Genomic DNA, 15,990 nt, shown 5'->3' with positions numbered 1-15,990 from the left:
ACCTTTTTGTATAAGAGAGTGGACAGACGGAGCGTTCAAAACAAGGAAAACATCAAACTCATCTCACGGAAGGATATCCGTGATTGGAATTTTCAAACCAAAGGACACCTTATTGGTGTCCTTTAATGATTGTGTACACCGTTTTAGTTATCATCATTATGGTCCTGGATTTAATTGGAAAGTAAAGGAAAGGGTTACACTTGATTGTAATTTGGCGTCAATTGCATCATAAAAGATTACTACCTTTGGCGTTTCTCCAAGATCATTAAATATTCGTACCCGATTTGGGGATTTGAAACCCGCTGATCTTAATAGCGCCCTCATCTGTAGGACTCTTTTGTTTGTACCTGTTTGCGTGTCGCCAATAATACGTTCAAATTTCTTTCTGAATTGTACGTCTTTTGCCAGTTTCGCAGATAATCTAGCAATTTGCAGCAATACACATTTAACAGTGGCAGCCATAAGATCACTCCTTAAAATAATATAGGATATCTTATGAACCAATGAGTGATTGTGCTTGTACTAGTGACATACTACTTTGTGATTCGATATGTTTCGGTGAATCGTATCTAACCTGACGAAGATTTAACGTCGGCTTAAATACGACTGATCGCAACAAATACAGTTAACGCGAAGAAGACAGTGTTCACTCCGATTTCTCGATATTCCTTACGTGTAACATGGAATAGGGCGCCGAAAAGAACGACTGCGGCGAGTCCGGTTGCGGCAATTGGTGTCAATACAGGCGCGATATTCGTCGCTTGAGGCAGAATGAGTCCAAGTGCCCCGAACAATTCTGCTAACCCGATAAAGACGACGAACTCTTTTGAAACGTCTGTTACCCATCCCCAAGACTTTTTGGCTTTTTCATACTGAAACGCCTTCAACCAGCCAGAGTAGACAAAACCTATTGCTGCAAGCCCTTGAATGATCCATATTGCGATATTCATTAATGATTCCAACCTCCTGACTATTTGTTCGCCATTCACTAATGGTATAGTAGACCCTAGTAATCGATTCAAGCAAGTAGGCACTTTATCTAAACAGAGTAACTAAAAAGTTACCTAACAATGCAAAGGGAAGTGGGGGAGTTCAATGAAAGAGTATTGTAAATTTGAATCAGCGCTGGATATTTTAGTGGGAAAATGGAAGTCTGTCATTCTGCTGCAGCTTATTTCAAACGGCACAATGAGATTCAGCGAGCTTCAAAAAGCGATACCGGATATAAACAAAAAGATGCTTACCCAACAATTAAGAGAACTTGAGTATAACGATATCGTACATCGCGAGGTGTACAACCAAATCCCTCCGAAAGTAGAATATTCGATTTCGGATTACGGCAAAGGTTTAAGCACTGTGTTACAGGCATTGAACGATTGGGGAGCCGCCCATATTGAGCATATGGATGCGCTATACGGAGTAGATCGCTCAGGGAATGAATCTGGGTGAGCCGTACCTTGTTTGATATAAGCTTTTCTAAGTAAATATAATTACCGTACTCCAGCGAACTAAGCTGGAGTCTTTTTTTAATTCCCAAGGATTTGGTTATTTAATCATTTTCTTGATGAACTTGAAAATATCAAAACTTAGCATCATAAAATGCGAGGACCCCGCGATTTATATCGCAGAGTCCTCTTATAGCGGGAAGCGGTTTTTTTCAAAAATGCATATCTAATGCAAAGTCTTACTCAAAAAGTATCGAAGCAGAAATCTCGAACTTTGTATCCTTCTTCGTGCGGGTTTTGAATTATGAATAGCGCCGCGTTTCCTTGTTTGCTTCTTTTTCTTATTGTCTATTTACAGAGCCAATAAATTAGTGTACTATTACATCAGTACACTAATACAGTGGTTTCATTAAAGAAGGAGATATTTAGAATGAATGAGGTCTCGTTGTTTCGTCTTTATTTTCTGAGGGCGCTTTACCTTCTTGTCTCGGTGGGGCTCGGTATCACGGTATGGCCTGGAGTCATCTTCCACGAAGAGCCGTGGGAACTGATGGAAGGAGTGGTCCAATGCATGCTGGCCGCCTTTTCGGCTCTATCTCTCTTGGGGCTTCGGTATCCGTTACAGATGCTGCCTTTGCTTCTGTGGGAATTGGTATGGAAGTCGATCTGGCTGATCGTCGTTGCTATCCCACTATGGTCCGCGGGTACAATGGATGAGTCAACCTGGGAAACGGCCTCAGCTTGTTTGCTGGTCTTGATCTTTCCTTTCGGCATTCCTTGGCGCTATGTGTTTGCACACTACGTGAAGAAACCTGGTGCTCGGTGGCGTTGAGGGAAGCTGGACAGAGCAGCCCTCTGATCAGCCTCCATCTCCATACTGGGCATAAATACGATGATGTTTTTCTCACATAGATTCAATCCTGAATCTATGTGAGAAAAACCCTTAAAACCGAGGGACGGGACGAACAGACTAGTAGCATTAATACTTGATCATACGGCTTGGATTATTAACATGGTAATTGGAAAACATACACATGACAATAAACTTGCCGTTGGAGATGATTTTATATGAAAATATTGACTGTTTATATTACTCTTTACATATGCTGCCTCAGTTTCTTAACAATCATGGACCTTATTTCCGGAATAACCTTTTTTGAATCCACTCGGATATTACTTCAGTCATTTTCTGTTATAACAGCTGCGGAAAAAGCTATCGTTTTTGTGGCGGTCCTTATACCGTTCTTAATGCCTGCGATCAGCATCTTAAATAAGACCAAAAAAACAGGAGCGAAATAAATGGCTCATTGAAGTTGAGCATGATTACTCTTCCTCTGATTTCATATAGGAATTGATTCTTAATCCAGTCCGTCTAATGTAAGCTTCCACGCTTACTTTTACTTCGGTTTCAGAGTAGAGATTAGGCCAATTATTTTTCATCTTTTTCCATTCCCTAGGATGGGTACGCTCCAATTCTGTCGAGAAACCAAAGATATCACTCTTCTTTTTTTGCGTGGCTTTAATAGCTGATTTGATCTCTTTTTTCGTTTCTTCCGTTAACTGGTTTTGCAACTTTACAAGCTCATCGTGATTGTTGGGATTGATGGGACATTTCGCTTCGCTAAAATTACCTTCTTCTGTAACATGCAGTGACAAAGAAGGTTTGCCATTTAACACGTCTACCCTCAATTTGCTTGATGAACGGATTATCTCAATAGATATTGCTTCTTTCTTGTCCTCGCAGTCAATATTGATGATTGTGCTCTTCATTTTATTTAGTACCCAAATAACGCCACGGGCTACTTTGCCATCAAGCCAGGTTGAGAGCTTCCCATTTGAAAATATGGCTATCCCATTCGTTTCGATAGTCGTGTAAGGAGGGGATTTCTCAAGGTTCGACTTCTTATTTCCTTTTGATGGGTTTCCGATGACTCGCATTCCACTAATGACAGGCTCTCCTGATCCGCTCAGTCTTTTAATTACCTCGATTACATTAACATCCACTGATTGTGCCCAAGATTCCGATGACACCTTAAGTTTATCTTTGATAGAGGTAGCCGTTATGGATTGCAAAGGGGTTAATATATTTAACAAGGATTCAGCATGTATTCCTCTAGCTATGACTACCGATGATGTGAGTCGAAGCTCGTGTGATCTTTCGAAGTAGTCAAAAAGATTATAAATTCCTTCCCTTGCAACCGGTTCTCCAATGACAAGAAGCTGGGAATGGGCAAAAAATAGCCGTCGTGACACTTTTTGCGATGATTTTCGAAATGCGCTTAAGAGAGTACGATCAACGGAAGAGAATACGATATTCGGCATCGTGCTTTTTCCGCCGCTTCCTTTACCCGCAGCAACCGTACTAGGGTTTACAATTAGCAAGGATACTTTGTATTGGTCCGAATTTGGAACTTTGTCGATCCCTATACCTATGACGATAGCTAAATCACTAAGTTCTTTGCTATTCCAGCAGCCATTCAGAAAGAGTAGGCTAACCAACGTCAGCAAAATGAGGATAAAATATCGCTTCATTGGGAACCCCTTTCGTTTAGATGATCTATTGACGATGCGCAGGATGGAGGTTCGTCTTCACTATCCGATGTATTCGTAACTAACTCGGATTCTGAAGCATTTTTTATGGTTTCTTTCATTAAAGGAAGTCCAAACAACGACACTCTCTGGTCTTCAGGTATAAATCGCGAAAAAAGAGTCATATAGGGAATGCCTAACGAAGTTAGACTGCACAAATGTCCGAGTAGAATGATGCTGAATACCGCAATTCCATAAAACCCGAGCAGCGCCGCCGCACCCATCATGGAAAAACGGATTAACCGAACCGAAAAAGCCATATTGTAAGTGGGGGTTGCAAAACTAGAGATACCCGTAAGAGCAACCACAATTACCATTGCAGAAGAGATGATGCCTGCTTCCACAGCCGCTTGTCCGAGTACAAGCGCCCCTACGATGGATACGGCCTGACCAATTGCACGAGGCATGCGTATACCTGCTTCGCGTAAAATTTCAAAAGTGAATTCCATCATTAAAGCTTCAATGAATGCTGGTATAGGAACGCTTTCACGTTGTGCGGCCAAGCTAAGTAGAAGTGATGTTGGAATCATCTCCTGATGAAACGTAATAGCTGCGATGTAAATGGAAGGTCCGAACAACGAAATAATCAGCGCTGCGTAACGTAGAAACAGGACGGCAGCCGCGGCCTCCGGACGTTGATAATAATCCTCTACAGATTCGAAATTCATGTAAAAGTTTACTGGAGCTATTAAATTAAAGGGTGTACCATCTATAAAAATGGAAATCCTTCCTTCTAAAATGTGGCCGGTAACCGTGTCAGGGCGCTCCGTATTCAGCATTGTCGAGAATGGCGTCATACTCTGATCCTGTATGAGCTCTTCAAGATGTTCAGAGCCAGCCAATGCTTCAATTTGGATATTTTGAATCCTAGTCCGGATTTCTTGAACAAGCTTGTCATCCACTGTACCTTGTATGTACATAATGGCTACGCTTGTCTGCGTATTGATGCCGATCTTAAAAGGCTCTAGCCTTATATTAGAGCTTTTGATTCTTCGACGGACAAGGGAGACATTCGTTCCAATGGATTCCGTAAATCCCTCTTTCGGGCCTCGAATCACGACTTGTGTTGACGGTTCTGTAATGGATCGCTGCTCTCCCCCTTTCGTGTTGCCGCTAATCACTTCAGTCGAGTTTTCGATAAATATGACTGTGTTGCCGGATAGAACAGATAAGATGATACTGTCCCAATCCCTTAGAACGCTGACTTCACCAATAGTAAGTACATTATCTTGGATGAACGCTAGCTCGCTTTGTTCATGATCAAGTCTAATGCCAGTGCTGGCATCGATCATGAGAGAATGCAGAATAAACTGATTGACCATTTTATTATCCGTAATGCCGTCCAAGTAAACCGCACCCGCCCGAGTCCGATTCCCTCCCATCTCAAATAGCCTAACAATAATATCCGGACTGTTTCCTAATTCGTTTTTGAAGAACCTTAAATTATCGGATAGACTAGGGGAAAGAGGCACATTAACCCCTGAATGTATATCGGTCCCAGACTCATCCTTAGTCTTTTGGGGAGTCTTATTTTTATGTCGGATTGAACTTTTTAAAAACATTATTTGCACCCCGCAAATATCATTTTAGGTTGAAATATCAAGCTCGATGAGAATGGCTAAAACGCTTCTTAATTAAATGTATGAATAGGAGAAGCATCGGGATTATAACGACTAGCACAGGTAAAATGATGTTCACGACGAATACTCCTTCATTTTTATGCTCTGGGAAGCTCCAAGCGGACTGCACTGCTAGGAGGAAAATGATAATGCCTATCGGATAGGCAAGCTTGCGCTTTTCAGGTATGCGGAATATATCTGCTGCTAGGGCGGAAGCTGCATAGGCGTAAACGGTCATTTTGAAAAACACTCCAATAACGAGCGCGAGAATGACTAATGCATCCAGCCGCTGGATAAATTCCGCTAGTTCCACCGTGGTGATGGCCGTGAATAACGGGAAGGTTGCTCGTGAATAGACGTCCGAGCCGATGACTGAAACCTCCATTGCATGAGTCAAACTGAGAAGAATTGTACTGACAATGATGGCTATAATTCCTGTTTTACTTGCGACTTTCTTTTGCTTTAAATGTGGCAAAATCGTTGTGAAGCAAATTAATTCACCAAATGGAAACATAAAGATATTTGGGTAGGCATTTTTAAATGTGGAAGCCCAACCTTCGCCTAAAGCTGGAAGTAGGTTTCTTAACTCGATCGCACCGGATAAAATAACGGCAAGGTTGCTGAAAATTCCTATCAAAAGCATAATGATGACAAAAATTTCCGCTAACCGAAGCAGTACGTTAATCCCTTTATAGAGCATGTAAATAACCGCAATGATCAATGTTGCATGGACAACTGTAATTGGGGTTTGATCATACGAAGCTGAAATTAGAAGATCACCCGCCTCCCGCAAATTGCGCGAACCATTATAGATGAAAAAAACGATATAGAATAAGCTAATCGGCCAGCCGATGTAAACCCCTAAAATTTTTCGGATATAGCCGCTTAGAATCAATGACGGATATTGTTTATAAAAATAAACAATGAGTAGATACAGGATGATACCCCCAGGCATAGCCAGCAAAATCGATAACCACGTATTCCACCCGTTCCCGAGTCCGATCGGAATCACTAAGGCGGTACCGAATTCAAATAAGATAATGACAGCGAACAGCTGAGTCGGACTAATCGCGGATGTTTTAGACATTCCGATCCCCCTTTTCACGGCCTTTTCGGCACGATGTTAGTACTTTCCAAAAAGAGGGCATTTTATCAATAATTCTCTTCGTGTCAGCTTACGACTATACAAAAAAAGAGGTCGACCAGTTAGTTCTGGTGACCTCATAATACGAATGTGCAGCTTAGTGTGAAGCTAGTTCAGTGAGAGATGGAGTTTGAATATGTGACCTTGCAGCCGCCGACCGATCCGGGGTTGAATATCATGATTTATACGGCTTTGCGATTGAAAGGTTTGCTGGGCACTCGGGAGCAATGACAAACCTCTTGAAATTAGGAAATCCGCCGTTTTCTTTGGAATAAACAAGCTGATCACGGATGTTCTCCGAGACTTAGCATGCCGAGACGGCGGAACGACGGAGGAGTTGAGCTTGGCTAATATTTTTAATGGCAGGTTAGTTATGGTTTAAACAGTTTATACCCAAATCAACAAGATTAGGGTAAAATGAAATTATTCTTTTGAAAGTGAGTTGAAAACTGATGATGTGGTCACCACTATTTGAAAATGATGTACCTGTAGTTATTCTCCCTTAACGGTAGAAAAACTACATCTCCGTTAAGGACAGGGATTTGTCTAGAAAAACGGAGGGTACGAAATGAAAAACACGTTATTAGGTTCTTTGTATTTATCACTCGCTGCTAGTATTTGGGGCGGGATGTATGTTGTGGTAAAGCATGTGGTAGAGTTTGTGCCACCACTTGAATTAGTATGGATTCGTTATGTAATTGCGATTTTTGCATTGCTAATAATTGGCGTTATAACAAAACAATCATGGCGTATTGAAAAACGAGACTTGCTATTAATTTTCATGATTGGACTTATTGGAAATACAATTTCTATCATAACCCAAGAAGTTGGTACGATGCTTTCTACTGCACAAATGGGTGCCATTATTACTTCAACGACACCTGCATTCATGGTGTTATTTGCGCGCATCATCTTAAAAGAAAAAATCACGCTTAAAAAAGCAATTTCTATTATTTTAGCAACAATCGGTGTAGGCGTTATTGTTGGAAATGCCGATATCGATCCATCTCTTCAACTTGGTGGTTTATCACTGCTTATTGCATCACTTACTTGGGCGCTTATGTCTGTTCTTATTAAACGGGTACCCGGGCAATATTCACAAATTGTCGTAACCTACTATACAACACTTGTAGCAATCGTTATACTCACACCTTTTACAATGAGCCGATTACCAGAGCTTGATGTTCAAGCCATGATGCATCCATCAATTTGGGGCGGTCTTTTATACTTGGGAATTATTTCGACAGCATGTGCCTTTTTACTGTGGAATCGTGGACTGCAAATGCTTAATGCTTCAAGTGGCGGATTATTTTTCTTTTTCCAACCTATAGTCGGTACTTTTTTAGGGTGGCTACTACTAGGTGAACAAATTGGCTTGTCTTTTTGGATAGGTACTATATTAATCTTTATTGGTGTACTATTAGTCGTTCGAGAAGAATGAACATCGAAAAAAGCTGATCGGCGATATTTGCCGATCAGCTTTTTGTTACGCTAAAGGGCAGATTAGTGTAGGAGATTGTATTACATTTCCGTTTATTGAAACTAGTTCATCTACATAAGCGTCAGAATTGATTAGAGGAATTTTAAACTCGTATTCGTATTTCTTATTTCATTGATTGTACTACCTGCCTGTTCGGGTGGTGGTGAAGAACAAAAATTTTCACTTGAAAATGCAATTCAATCTATGGAAAAGCAAGGTTTGAAATTACTTCAAATAGGGACATAGTTGAAAAGATACCCTCGTTATTATTAATATGACATAAGTTGGCATATTTAAGATCTATAATAGTGATAGATCAACGAAAGGAGTTACAGATCATGAAACCCCTAAATGGAAAAGTGGCTTTGGTGGCAGGTGCAACACGCGGCGCGGGTAGAGGTATAGCTATAGAATTAGGAGCTGCTGGGGCTACTGTTTATGTGACAGGACGTACGACACGAACACAACAATCTGAGTACAATCGTCCTGAAACTATTGAAGAAACCGCCGAACTTGTAAGTAATGCAGGTGGCCTGGGAATAGCGGTTCAAGTGGATCATCTGGATCCTGATCAGGTTCAGGCTCTAATTGCTCGCATTGAGAATGAACAGGGGAGACTGGATATTCTGGTCAACGATGTGTGGGGGGCTGAATATTTGGCACAGTGGAATGTGCCCGTGTGGGAGCACTCTCTTGAACGGGGACTTCGCATGCTCCGACTTGCGATTGACACGCATATTATTACAAGCCACTTTGCACTTCCCCTGTTAATCCGAAACAAGAATGGCCTAGTCATTGAGATTACGGACGGCACGGCAGAATACAACGATAAAAACTACCGTTTATCACTATTCTACGATCTAGCCAAGACGTCTGTCATTCGAATGGCTCAGTCTTTAGCCCAAGAACTTTCGCCATATAAATGCACTGCAGTAGCATTGACTCCGGGTTGGATGCGTTCTGAAATCATGCTTGATCACTATGGTGTTAAGGAAGAAAACTGGCGAGACGCCACTGTGAGGGAACCTCATTTCATCATCTCAGAATCGCCCCGATTTGTAGGGCGTGCCGTTGCCGCGTTGTCTGGAGATTCAGAAGTTGCTCGGTGGAACGGTCACTCTGTTTCAAGTGGCAAACTCGCACAGGTGTATGGTTTTTATGATCTTGACGGCTCGCAGCCAGACTGCTGGCGGTATCTCGTAGAAGTCCAAGATGCAGGCAAACCAGCAGACGCTAAAGGTTACCGCTAATATTCAATAAAAGTAACCAAATTCAAGCGTTATTTAGAGAATTTATGGGGGGCCGTTTGCTACGGTGGACTGTAACCCGAAAGATAGACACTTTAGAAAGAGTGCCCGTCTTTCGGGTTTTGTGTTTTAATAAAAAATACTACTGTCTAATCCTAATATTATCTGACAAATAGTCCGCTGTTCTTATGGCCATAGCGGCAGCGGTGAGAGTTGGATTAGCGGCTCCAATAGAAGGCAATACGCTGTTTCCCGCCACGTAAAGGCCGGATATGCCGTGTATTTGGCCATAACGATTCGCAGCCGATGTGGAAGGGTCATCACCCATTCGACATGTGCCGGATTCATGGAAGTCATAGCCTGGCGGCAGCAGGCAAAGATCAGTCCTACCGATGGGACCTGTCAATTGAATGCCGGCAGCCTGCGCGATGATTGGTATATTCGCCTTTATTTGTTCAATAATAGCTTGATCCTTGGCGCTGTATGAGAAGTTGACCCCAATGCCGGGAACGCCGTATTCGTCTTTGCAGGTGTAATCCAGATAGACTTCGTTTTCAAACCTCGATTCAACGTTACCGAACCCTCCAAAGAAATTAAGCATCCAATCGTTCTGCAGACCTTTGTACATGTCATGATAATGATAGTAAGGCTCTGGCCCTTGGATTTGAACCTGAAAATGGTACCTAGACGTTGAAGGCAACAGAATGGCCAACGTTCCTTGTACTTCGGGAAATGAAGCTGTATTAATCGTCCCGTTCGTAACGACCATTGAGTGATTGGTCAGATAGTGCCCGATGGCTCTGCCGGGAATTCCCGAATGCAGAAGCAAACGAGGCGCTTGCAGGGCGCTGGCAGCTAGAATGACGGATTTTGCTCTCAGGAAAAAACTTTGCTTGTCGGGATTGGCGGCTTGAACGCCGATGACCCGGTTACCCTCCGTTACGATTCGTGTGGCACATGCATTTACAGCTAAATCGAAAGGAGCCGTATTAAGCGCTTTTGCAAAAAAATCAATGGAGCTGAACACGGCTGACGAAACAATTTCTCCGTATTTGGTCGGATTCAGGTTTACCGCTAGCGGACTGTTTACTGCTTCCGAGAAGCCGTTCGCCCATAGTCTGTGCAGCACGGTTCCTGTCATCGAAGAATCCTTGCTGTATCCGTTCGAGACGCTCATGACGCTTTCCGCGATGTTGTAATAAGCTGTTAATTCCTCTGGCGATATCGGCCAATCGGCGATCTCGTGGGGCTGAAGGCGAGGCGTGACTGCGCCCCAAAACTGCGTGCGCCCTCCGAGCGAGTATACTTCTCTCGCGCCTGAAAACTGGGGCAGCGTCAAGCCTATCGGAGTGGAGATGGCAGGATTGGCAAAGAGCCGGGCCGCCCTGCTGCTATTTAAGGTTGGAACATTCCAGGCATGTGTTTGCAGCAGAAGGCCGCCTTTCTCAATTACCCCGATCTTCATGTTGGTAGACGACCAATGCTCACACAAGCGCCATAGGGCTGCGCCTCCGCCTATTCCCGAGCCGATGATGAGAACGTCGTATTCCGTTTCCGCCATTTGCGGCAGAGAGACTAGCGGAATCCAGTTATTCAGATAAGGCGTTGGATCTATGGGCGGACAGGAGAATAAGGTGCTGGACGTATCGCCCTCAGACCCGTCAGGAATCTGGATCGTTGCCCCGGCAAAGCTTGTATGGTGGTGCATGATATGGGAATTGGCCATGCGAAGCAGCTCGACGTCTATTTGATATTGTTTGGCAATGGTTTCGAATGTATCATTTTTGCCAGCAACGTACAGCCTCATTGTGCACACTTCCTTAATTAACGTTTCCTTATATTTATGTATTTGTAGCTGTTTAATGATAAGTTGCCGGCCGTGCTGATTCGAATCGCAGCGTTCACCGTTTCGGCATAGGCACATAGAATAAAAGGGACATTGTTTGTATCGGAGGAGCTAATACAATGATTAAAGCCGTGATAGGTGGTAAGACGTTCACAGAATCAAGGACAATCCGAGTAACGATTTGGAATGAATTTTTAGCTGAGAAAACGAATCCAGAGGTAGCTAACGTATATCCGAGAGGAATTCATTATGCCTTAGCAGAGGGGCTGGCTCCTTATGGATTTCGGATTCGAACGGCAACTTTAGAGATGCCTGAGCACGGATTGACAGAGCAGGTCATAAACGATACGAACGTATTAATATGGTGGGGGCATTTAGCGCACGAAGAGGTGGATGACCATGTAGTCGAACGCGTTTATCAAAAAGTGCTGCGGGGAATGGGGCTTATCGTATTGCATTCCGGACATTTCTCCAAGCTGTTCCAAAAGCTGATGGGAACGACCTGTCAACTGAAATGGCGGGAAGCGGAGGAGCGGGAAAGATTATGGGTCGTTAATCCGGCGCATTCCATTACGGAAGGGCTTGGACAATATATCGAGCTGCAGGAGGAAGAGACTTACGGGGAGTTTTTTGATATTCCTACGCCGGATGAGCTTATTTTCGTAGGCTGGTTTCAGGGAGGAGAAGTGTTTCGAAGCGGCTGTACGTTTTATCGCAGGAGAGGGAAAATATTTTATTTTCAACCGGGGCATGAAACGCATCCGACTTATTACAATAAAGAGATTTTGCTTGTAATCGCGAATGCGGTTAGGTGGGCGGCATCTCCGCATGGAGCAGAGCCCGTGTTCGGAAACGTGAAGGCTCAGGAAAGAGAATAATATTTTCATTTTTTAAGCATGACGGTGTATCGGCGAAAAAACCAATCGTTCTTATGGATCGTACCGAGGCGCTTGTTTTTGCAAAGCTGATAATTAACGCTCTACAGGAATGCTAACGGGACAAAATCGTTCAATAAAACAGGGGCAGTCTAGAACTTTATCTTCACGTCTCTGGCTGCCGCTGCTTCTATTATTAGGGTCAGTCTAATCCTTTATTTTCCTTGAATATTTAGTTCTCATTATTATAATCCTTAGTAACTGCTCATTTATATCATGCCGCCCAATGAACTCAGATTAAAAGCCAGTTTGCTTAAACCTTGGCTCTTCTTCTACCATTCGGCTATAGATCCGTCCTTATGTCTCCAAATCGGATTTCTCCATCGATGTGGGGATTCCGTCGCCATTTTACGGACGTACTCCTCATTAACGGTAATACCAAGTCCCGGGCCCTGTGGAATCTTCACATATCCATCCTCGTAGGAAAATACGCTAGGGTCCGTTACATAATCCAGTAGATCATTTCCTTGGTTATAATGAATCCCTAGGCTCTGTTCCTGAATGACTGCATTGTGAGCCGTAGCGTCAACTTGCAGACAGGCAGCAAGTGCAATAGGGCCAAGAGGGCAATGAGGGGCTACTGCAACATCATAAGCCTCCGCCATCGCGAAGATTTTCTTACATTCTGTAATGCCTCCTGCATGCGATAAATCTGGTTGAATAATATCCACATAGCCATCTTCCAGTAATGATTTGAAATCCCAGCGAGAGAACATTCTCTCACCCGTCGCAATCGGTGTGCTAGTATGATTAGCGATATCTCGGAGTGCCTCATTATTTTCTGGAAGCACGGGTTCTTCTATAAACATCAGCCTGTAAGGCTCTAATGCTTTGGCAAGCACCTTCGCCATTGGTTTATGAATACGACCGTGAAAATCTACACCGATGCCAAAGTCCGAACCGGTCGCAGTACGGATCGCTGCTACCCGCTCCACGACCTGATCAACCTTTTGATAGCTGTCAATATATTGCATCTCTTCAGTAGCGTTCATCTTAATCGCTGTAAAGCCTTCCTGCTGCTTTTCCAATGCCGCTTTTCCAACATCACTCGGTCGATCCCCGCCGATCCAGGAATAGACACGCATCGAATCCCGGCATGCCCCGCCAAGCAACTGATAGATTGGAGCATCTAAATATTTCCCTTTAATATCCCACAACGCCTGATCAATCCCGGCGATCGCACTCATCAATATTGATCCGCCTCGGTAGAACCCGCCACGGTACATCACTTGCCAATGATCTTCAATGCGAAGCGGATCTTTCCCGATTAACAGATCCATGAGCTCATCTACAGCCGCTTGTACCGTATGAGCTTTGCCTTCAATTACGGGCTCTCCCCATCCAACGATTCCTTCATCCGTTTCAATTTTTAAAAATAGCCACCGAGGTGGTACGATAAAAGTCTCAAACTTTGTAATTTTCAAATTTATCCTCTCCCTGTTCTCTGGCTTTTTTGATCTCCAGTCTGAATTGTCGAGCTAAATCTGTAAGCACATCGTACCGTTCTTCTTCAATCGCTCTCTTGTCCGTTAATGAACTCCCTATTCCGACGGCCACAGCACCTGCACGAATAAAAGGGCCTACATTGTCCAAAGTGACTCCACCCGTTGGCATCATCGGAATATGTCCGAGTGGAGCCGATAACTCTTTTATATAGTTAACACCTAGTGAGGAGCCCGGGAAAATTTTAAGCACGTCTGCCCCGTATTGATACCCTTTCGCGATCTCTGTCGGGGTCATGACCCCGGGAATTGAAATACGCCCATATTGATTGGTTAGACGGATCGTAGCTTCATCCAAAATCGGAGAGAAAATAAAGTCGGCTCCAGCTTCGATCGCCGTCTTCGCTGTTTGTTCATCTAATACTGTACCTGCGCCGACTAGGACTTTACCTTCGTATCTCTCTTTTAACAGAGCAATAATTTCATATGCCCTTTCTGTATCGACCGTAACCTCTAGCGCTCCAATGCCACCTGCAACCAGTGCATCCGTAATCTGAATTACCTTGTTAAATGGAGGCTTTCGAATGACTGCAACGATGCCGGAATCCTTTAAATGCTTTAGCTGTTCCTTTTTGTTCATGATGCTTCCACCTCTTGCCCAAGCTTGCTTTCCATGCTGTCCTCCTCCTCTGTTACAACGATTGACACTCAAGCTATAGATCGTATCTATATATAAAAGATCTAATATTAGCTTATATAGATCTGATCTAATGATAGGATTATGTATAAAATAACTCATATAATTGTTTTATTACATTAAAGATCTGATCTTTATGAAGGTATCATAGTATCTTTAATTCTAGATGTCAATACGTAATTACGATTAGGAGAAGCTTATACGATTATGTTAATATAGACCTAATATGAAGATATACAGGGGATTATTATGATGAAAAAAACTACCTTTACGATGACAATAGATGTACTAAAACAGAAAATTATTAGTGGGGAATGGCCGCCCGGATCGCGTATACCAACGTTGCAAGAGATCTCTAAGGACTTGGCTGTTAGTGTATCCACTGTAAGAGAAGCGCTGCGGACTCTGGAAAGCCAAGGAAATGTCAGTATCGAACATGGACGGGGAATGTATGTACGTAACGATCCATTATTGTTGGAAGACCCTACTGCAGACCTTAAGGAACTGGGGGATGTTTCTCTCGTCAAATTATTGGAAGCAAGACTGCTCATTGAACCCAAACTTGCTGCCTTGAGTGCAGAGCATGCTACGCGCTCCCAAGTAAAGCAACTTCGTGCGCTGGCTGACTCTATGGTTAACCAGATGGAAGAAGGGGGCCCATTTTTAGATACCGATCTTTCCTTCCATTCTCTCATTGCAGAATCAGCACAACATCCTGTCCTATTACGAATGCTGGAGTCAATCTATCCACTTCTCTCCGAAGGTCGCAAGCAGACAAACACCTTGCCTCATATGCGTACCAAAGCATCCAATTATCACATCTTAATTGCGATCGCCATTGAGGAACGACACAGCGAGCAGGCAAGTCAACTCATGCATAGTCATATCTACGACATGCTTGAAGCATTAAAGAAGTAAAAACTTACCTTCTGATTCGAAGCATAGTGCTTATTTTCACAATAGCAGTTGAAGAACGTATAGCAGTCTGTGATATCATACTACTTTGGCATGTGGTAATATTAGTTAAAATATATGTATATCACTTGCTTAGTTTGATATGAGGGAGGGAGTTGTTATCAAGATGGAGTACTCCGAATTGATCCCAAAAACTAAATCGGATTACGAGCGTGTAGCGCTATTAAAAGAAGCAGAGAAAGAAAAAATACTCCCTATTCTCCCACAACTACTTGAGTGGCTACAGGACATGAACTGGCCCATTGCTCAAGATATTGAGGATATCATTCTTAAATATGAAGAGCACTTAATTACTCATATACGGGTTGTCATGAAATCTAATGATGGCGGATGGAAGTACTTCTTACTCCATGGATTAATAACTCGTTTGTCAAATGAAATACTGTTAGAGTTGAAACCTGACCTGGTACGGATGAAATTATGCCCAACTAAAGATGAGATAGTGGCAGAAATTGCCGAGAAGATTGAGGACTTGCTAGTGAGGATCGATTCAGCTAACGGGAAGCGAAGTTGATTAAATATGCGAAGGTAGCCGACCAGTCGATCAGCTGCCTTTTGCTTCGCTCATTGC

Annotated in this window: 16 protein-coding genes; 8 read left to right on the top strand and 8 right to left on the bottom strand. The window is 43.2% G+C overall.

Features of this window, described 5'->3' with window-relative positions:
* Positions 1-156: 156 nt before the first annotated feature.
* Positions 157-462, bottom strand: coding sequence for a hypothetical protein (locus HI950_RS08920; protein WP_169083963.1), 306 nt, complete (start codon positions 460-462; stop codon positions 157-159).
* Between the two features lie 134 nt (positions 463-596).
* Complete coding sequence (locus HI950_RS08915) at positions 597-950, bottom strand: DoxX family protein (RefSeq protein WP_169083964.1); 354 nt, start codon at positions 948-950, stop codon at positions 597-599.
* 145 nt (positions 951-1,095) lie between these two features.
* Here HI950_RS08915 and HI950_RS08910 point away from each other — a divergent pair, with 145 nt between their 5' ends.
* The 3 genes from HI950_RS08910 (at position 1,096) to HI950_RS37265 (ending at position 2,744) form a co-directional block, all read left to right on the top strand.
* A complete protein-coding gene (locus HI950_RS08910) occupies positions 1,096-1,449 on the top strand; it encodes a winged helix-turn-helix transcriptional regulator (protein ID WP_169083965.1) in 354 nt (117 codons plus the stop codon).
* Between the two features lie 426 nt (positions 1,450-1,875).
* On the top strand, positions 1,876-2,277 hold the full coding sequence (locus HI950_RS08905) for a hypothetical protein (RefSeq protein WP_169083966.1): 402 nt from the start codon (positions 1,876-1,878) through the stop codon (positions 2,275-2,277).
* A 236-nt stretch (positions 2,278-2,513) separates the two neighbouring features.
* Positions 2,514-2,744, top strand: a complete 231-nt coding sequence (locus HI950_RS37265; protein WP_486187804.1) for a YczF family membrane protein — start codon at positions 2,514-2,516, stop codon at positions 2,742-2,744.
* A 24-nt stretch (positions 2,745-2,768) separates the two neighbouring features.
* On the opposite strand, the gene HI950_RS08900 is transcribed toward HI950_RS37265, so the two are convergent.
* From HI950_RS08900 to HI950_RS08890, 3 genes are read right to left on the bottom strand one after another with little or no spacing between them, the layout of a single operon-like run.
* Positions 2,769-3,977 carry a Ger(x)C family spore germination protein gene (locus HI950_RS08900; RefSeq protein ID WP_169083967.1) on the bottom strand — a complete coding sequence of 403 codons (1,209 nt, stop codon included), beginning with the start codon at positions 3,975-3,977 and terminating at the stop codon, positions 2,769-2,771.
* Positions 3,974-5,596: a spore germination protein gene (locus HI950_RS08895; RefSeq protein WP_169083968.1), complete on the bottom strand. Its 1,623-nt coding sequence runs from the start codon at positions 5,594-5,596 to the stop codon at positions 3,974-3,976. The genes HI950_RS08900 and HI950_RS08895 overlap by 4 nt, the downstream gene beginning before the upstream one ends.
* 37 nt (positions 5,597-5,633) lie before the next feature.
* On the bottom strand, positions 5,634-6,740 hold the full coding sequence (locus tag HI950_RS08890; protein ID WP_169083969.1) for a GerAB/ArcD/ProY family transporter: 1,107 nt from the start codon (positions 6,738-6,740) through the stop codon (positions 5,634-5,636).
* A 625-nt stretch (positions 6,741-7,365) separates the two neighbouring features.
* On the opposite strand from HI950_RS08890, the gene HI950_RS08885 reads away from it, so the two are divergent.
* Together HI950_RS08885 and HI950_RS08880 are read left to right on the top strand one after the other, a co-directional pair.
* Positions 7,366-8,238 carry a DMT family transporter gene (locus tag HI950_RS08885; protein ID WP_169083970.1) on the top strand — a complete coding sequence of 291 codons (873 nt, stop codon included), beginning with the start codon at positions 7,366-7,368 and terminating at the stop codon, positions 8,236-8,238.
* A gap of 377 nt (positions 8,239-8,615) precedes the next feature.
* Entirely contained in the window at positions 8,616-9,527 is a 912-nt protein-coding gene (locus HI950_RS08880) for an SDR family oxidoreductase (protein WP_169083971.1), read from the top strand.
* Positions 9,528-9,666: 139 nt separating this feature from the next.
* Here the strand turns inward: HI950_RS08880 and HI950_RS08875 are convergent, their stop codons facing one another.
* The gene (locus HI950_RS08875) at positions 9,667-11,331 is read right to left on the bottom strand and encodes a GMC oxidoreductase (RefSeq protein WP_223285191.1); all 1,665 of its coding nucleotides are present in this window, start codon (positions 11,329-11,331) and stop codon (positions 9,667-9,669) included.
* A 158-nt stretch (positions 11,332-11,489) separates the two neighbouring features.
* Here HI950_RS08875 and HI950_RS08870 point away from each other — a divergent pair, with 158 nt between their 5' ends.
* Complete coding sequence (locus tag HI950_RS08870; protein ID WP_169083972.1) at positions 11,490-12,248, top strand: ThuA domain-containing protein; 759 nt, start codon at positions 11,490-11,492, stop codon at positions 12,246-12,248.
* 329 nt (positions 12,249-12,577) lie between these two features.
* Here HI950_RS08870 and dgoD read toward each other — a convergent pair whose 3' ends face one another.
* Positions 12,578-13,729, bottom strand: a complete 1,152-nt coding sequence (gene dgoD / locus HI950_RS08865; RefSeq protein ID WP_169083973.1) for a galactonate dehydratase — start codon at positions 13,727-13,729, stop codon at positions 12,578-12,580.
* Positions 13,710-14,387 carry a bifunctional 4-hydroxy-2-oxoglutarate aldolase/2-dehydro-3-deoxy-phosphogluconate aldolase gene (locus HI950_RS08860; RefSeq protein ID WP_169083974.1) on the bottom strand — a complete coding sequence of 226 codons (678 nt, stop codon included), beginning with the start codon at positions 14,385-14,387 and terminating at the stop codon, positions 13,710-13,712. The genes dgoD and HI950_RS08860 overlap by 20 nt, the downstream gene beginning before the upstream one ends.
* 306 nt (positions 14,388-14,693) lie before the next feature.
* On the opposite strand from HI950_RS08860, the gene HI950_RS08855 reads away from it, so the two are divergent.
* Positions 14,694-15,362 (top strand): FadR/GntR family transcriptional regulator, encoded by a 669-nt coding sequence (locus HI950_RS08855; protein ID WP_169083975.1) that lies wholly within the window; start codon positions 14,694-14,696, stop codon positions 15,360-15,362.
* A 163-nt stretch (positions 15,363-15,525) separates the two neighbouring features.
* The gene (locus HI950_RS08850; RefSeq protein WP_169083976.1) at positions 15,526-15,933 is read left to right on the top strand and encodes a DUF5071 domain-containing protein; all 408 of its coding nucleotides are present in this window, start codon (positions 15,526-15,528) and stop codon (positions 15,931-15,933) included.
* Positions 15,934-15,990: the final 57 nt, after the last annotated feature.

This window comes from Paenibacillus sp. PL91 (assembly GCF_012935325.2).
Classification (GTDB): Bacteria; Bacillota; Bacilli; order Paenibacillales; family Paenibacillaceae; genus Pristimantibacillus.
Note: the sequence above shows the minus strand (reverse complement) of the source record. Positions and strands in the feature narration are given on the sequence as shown.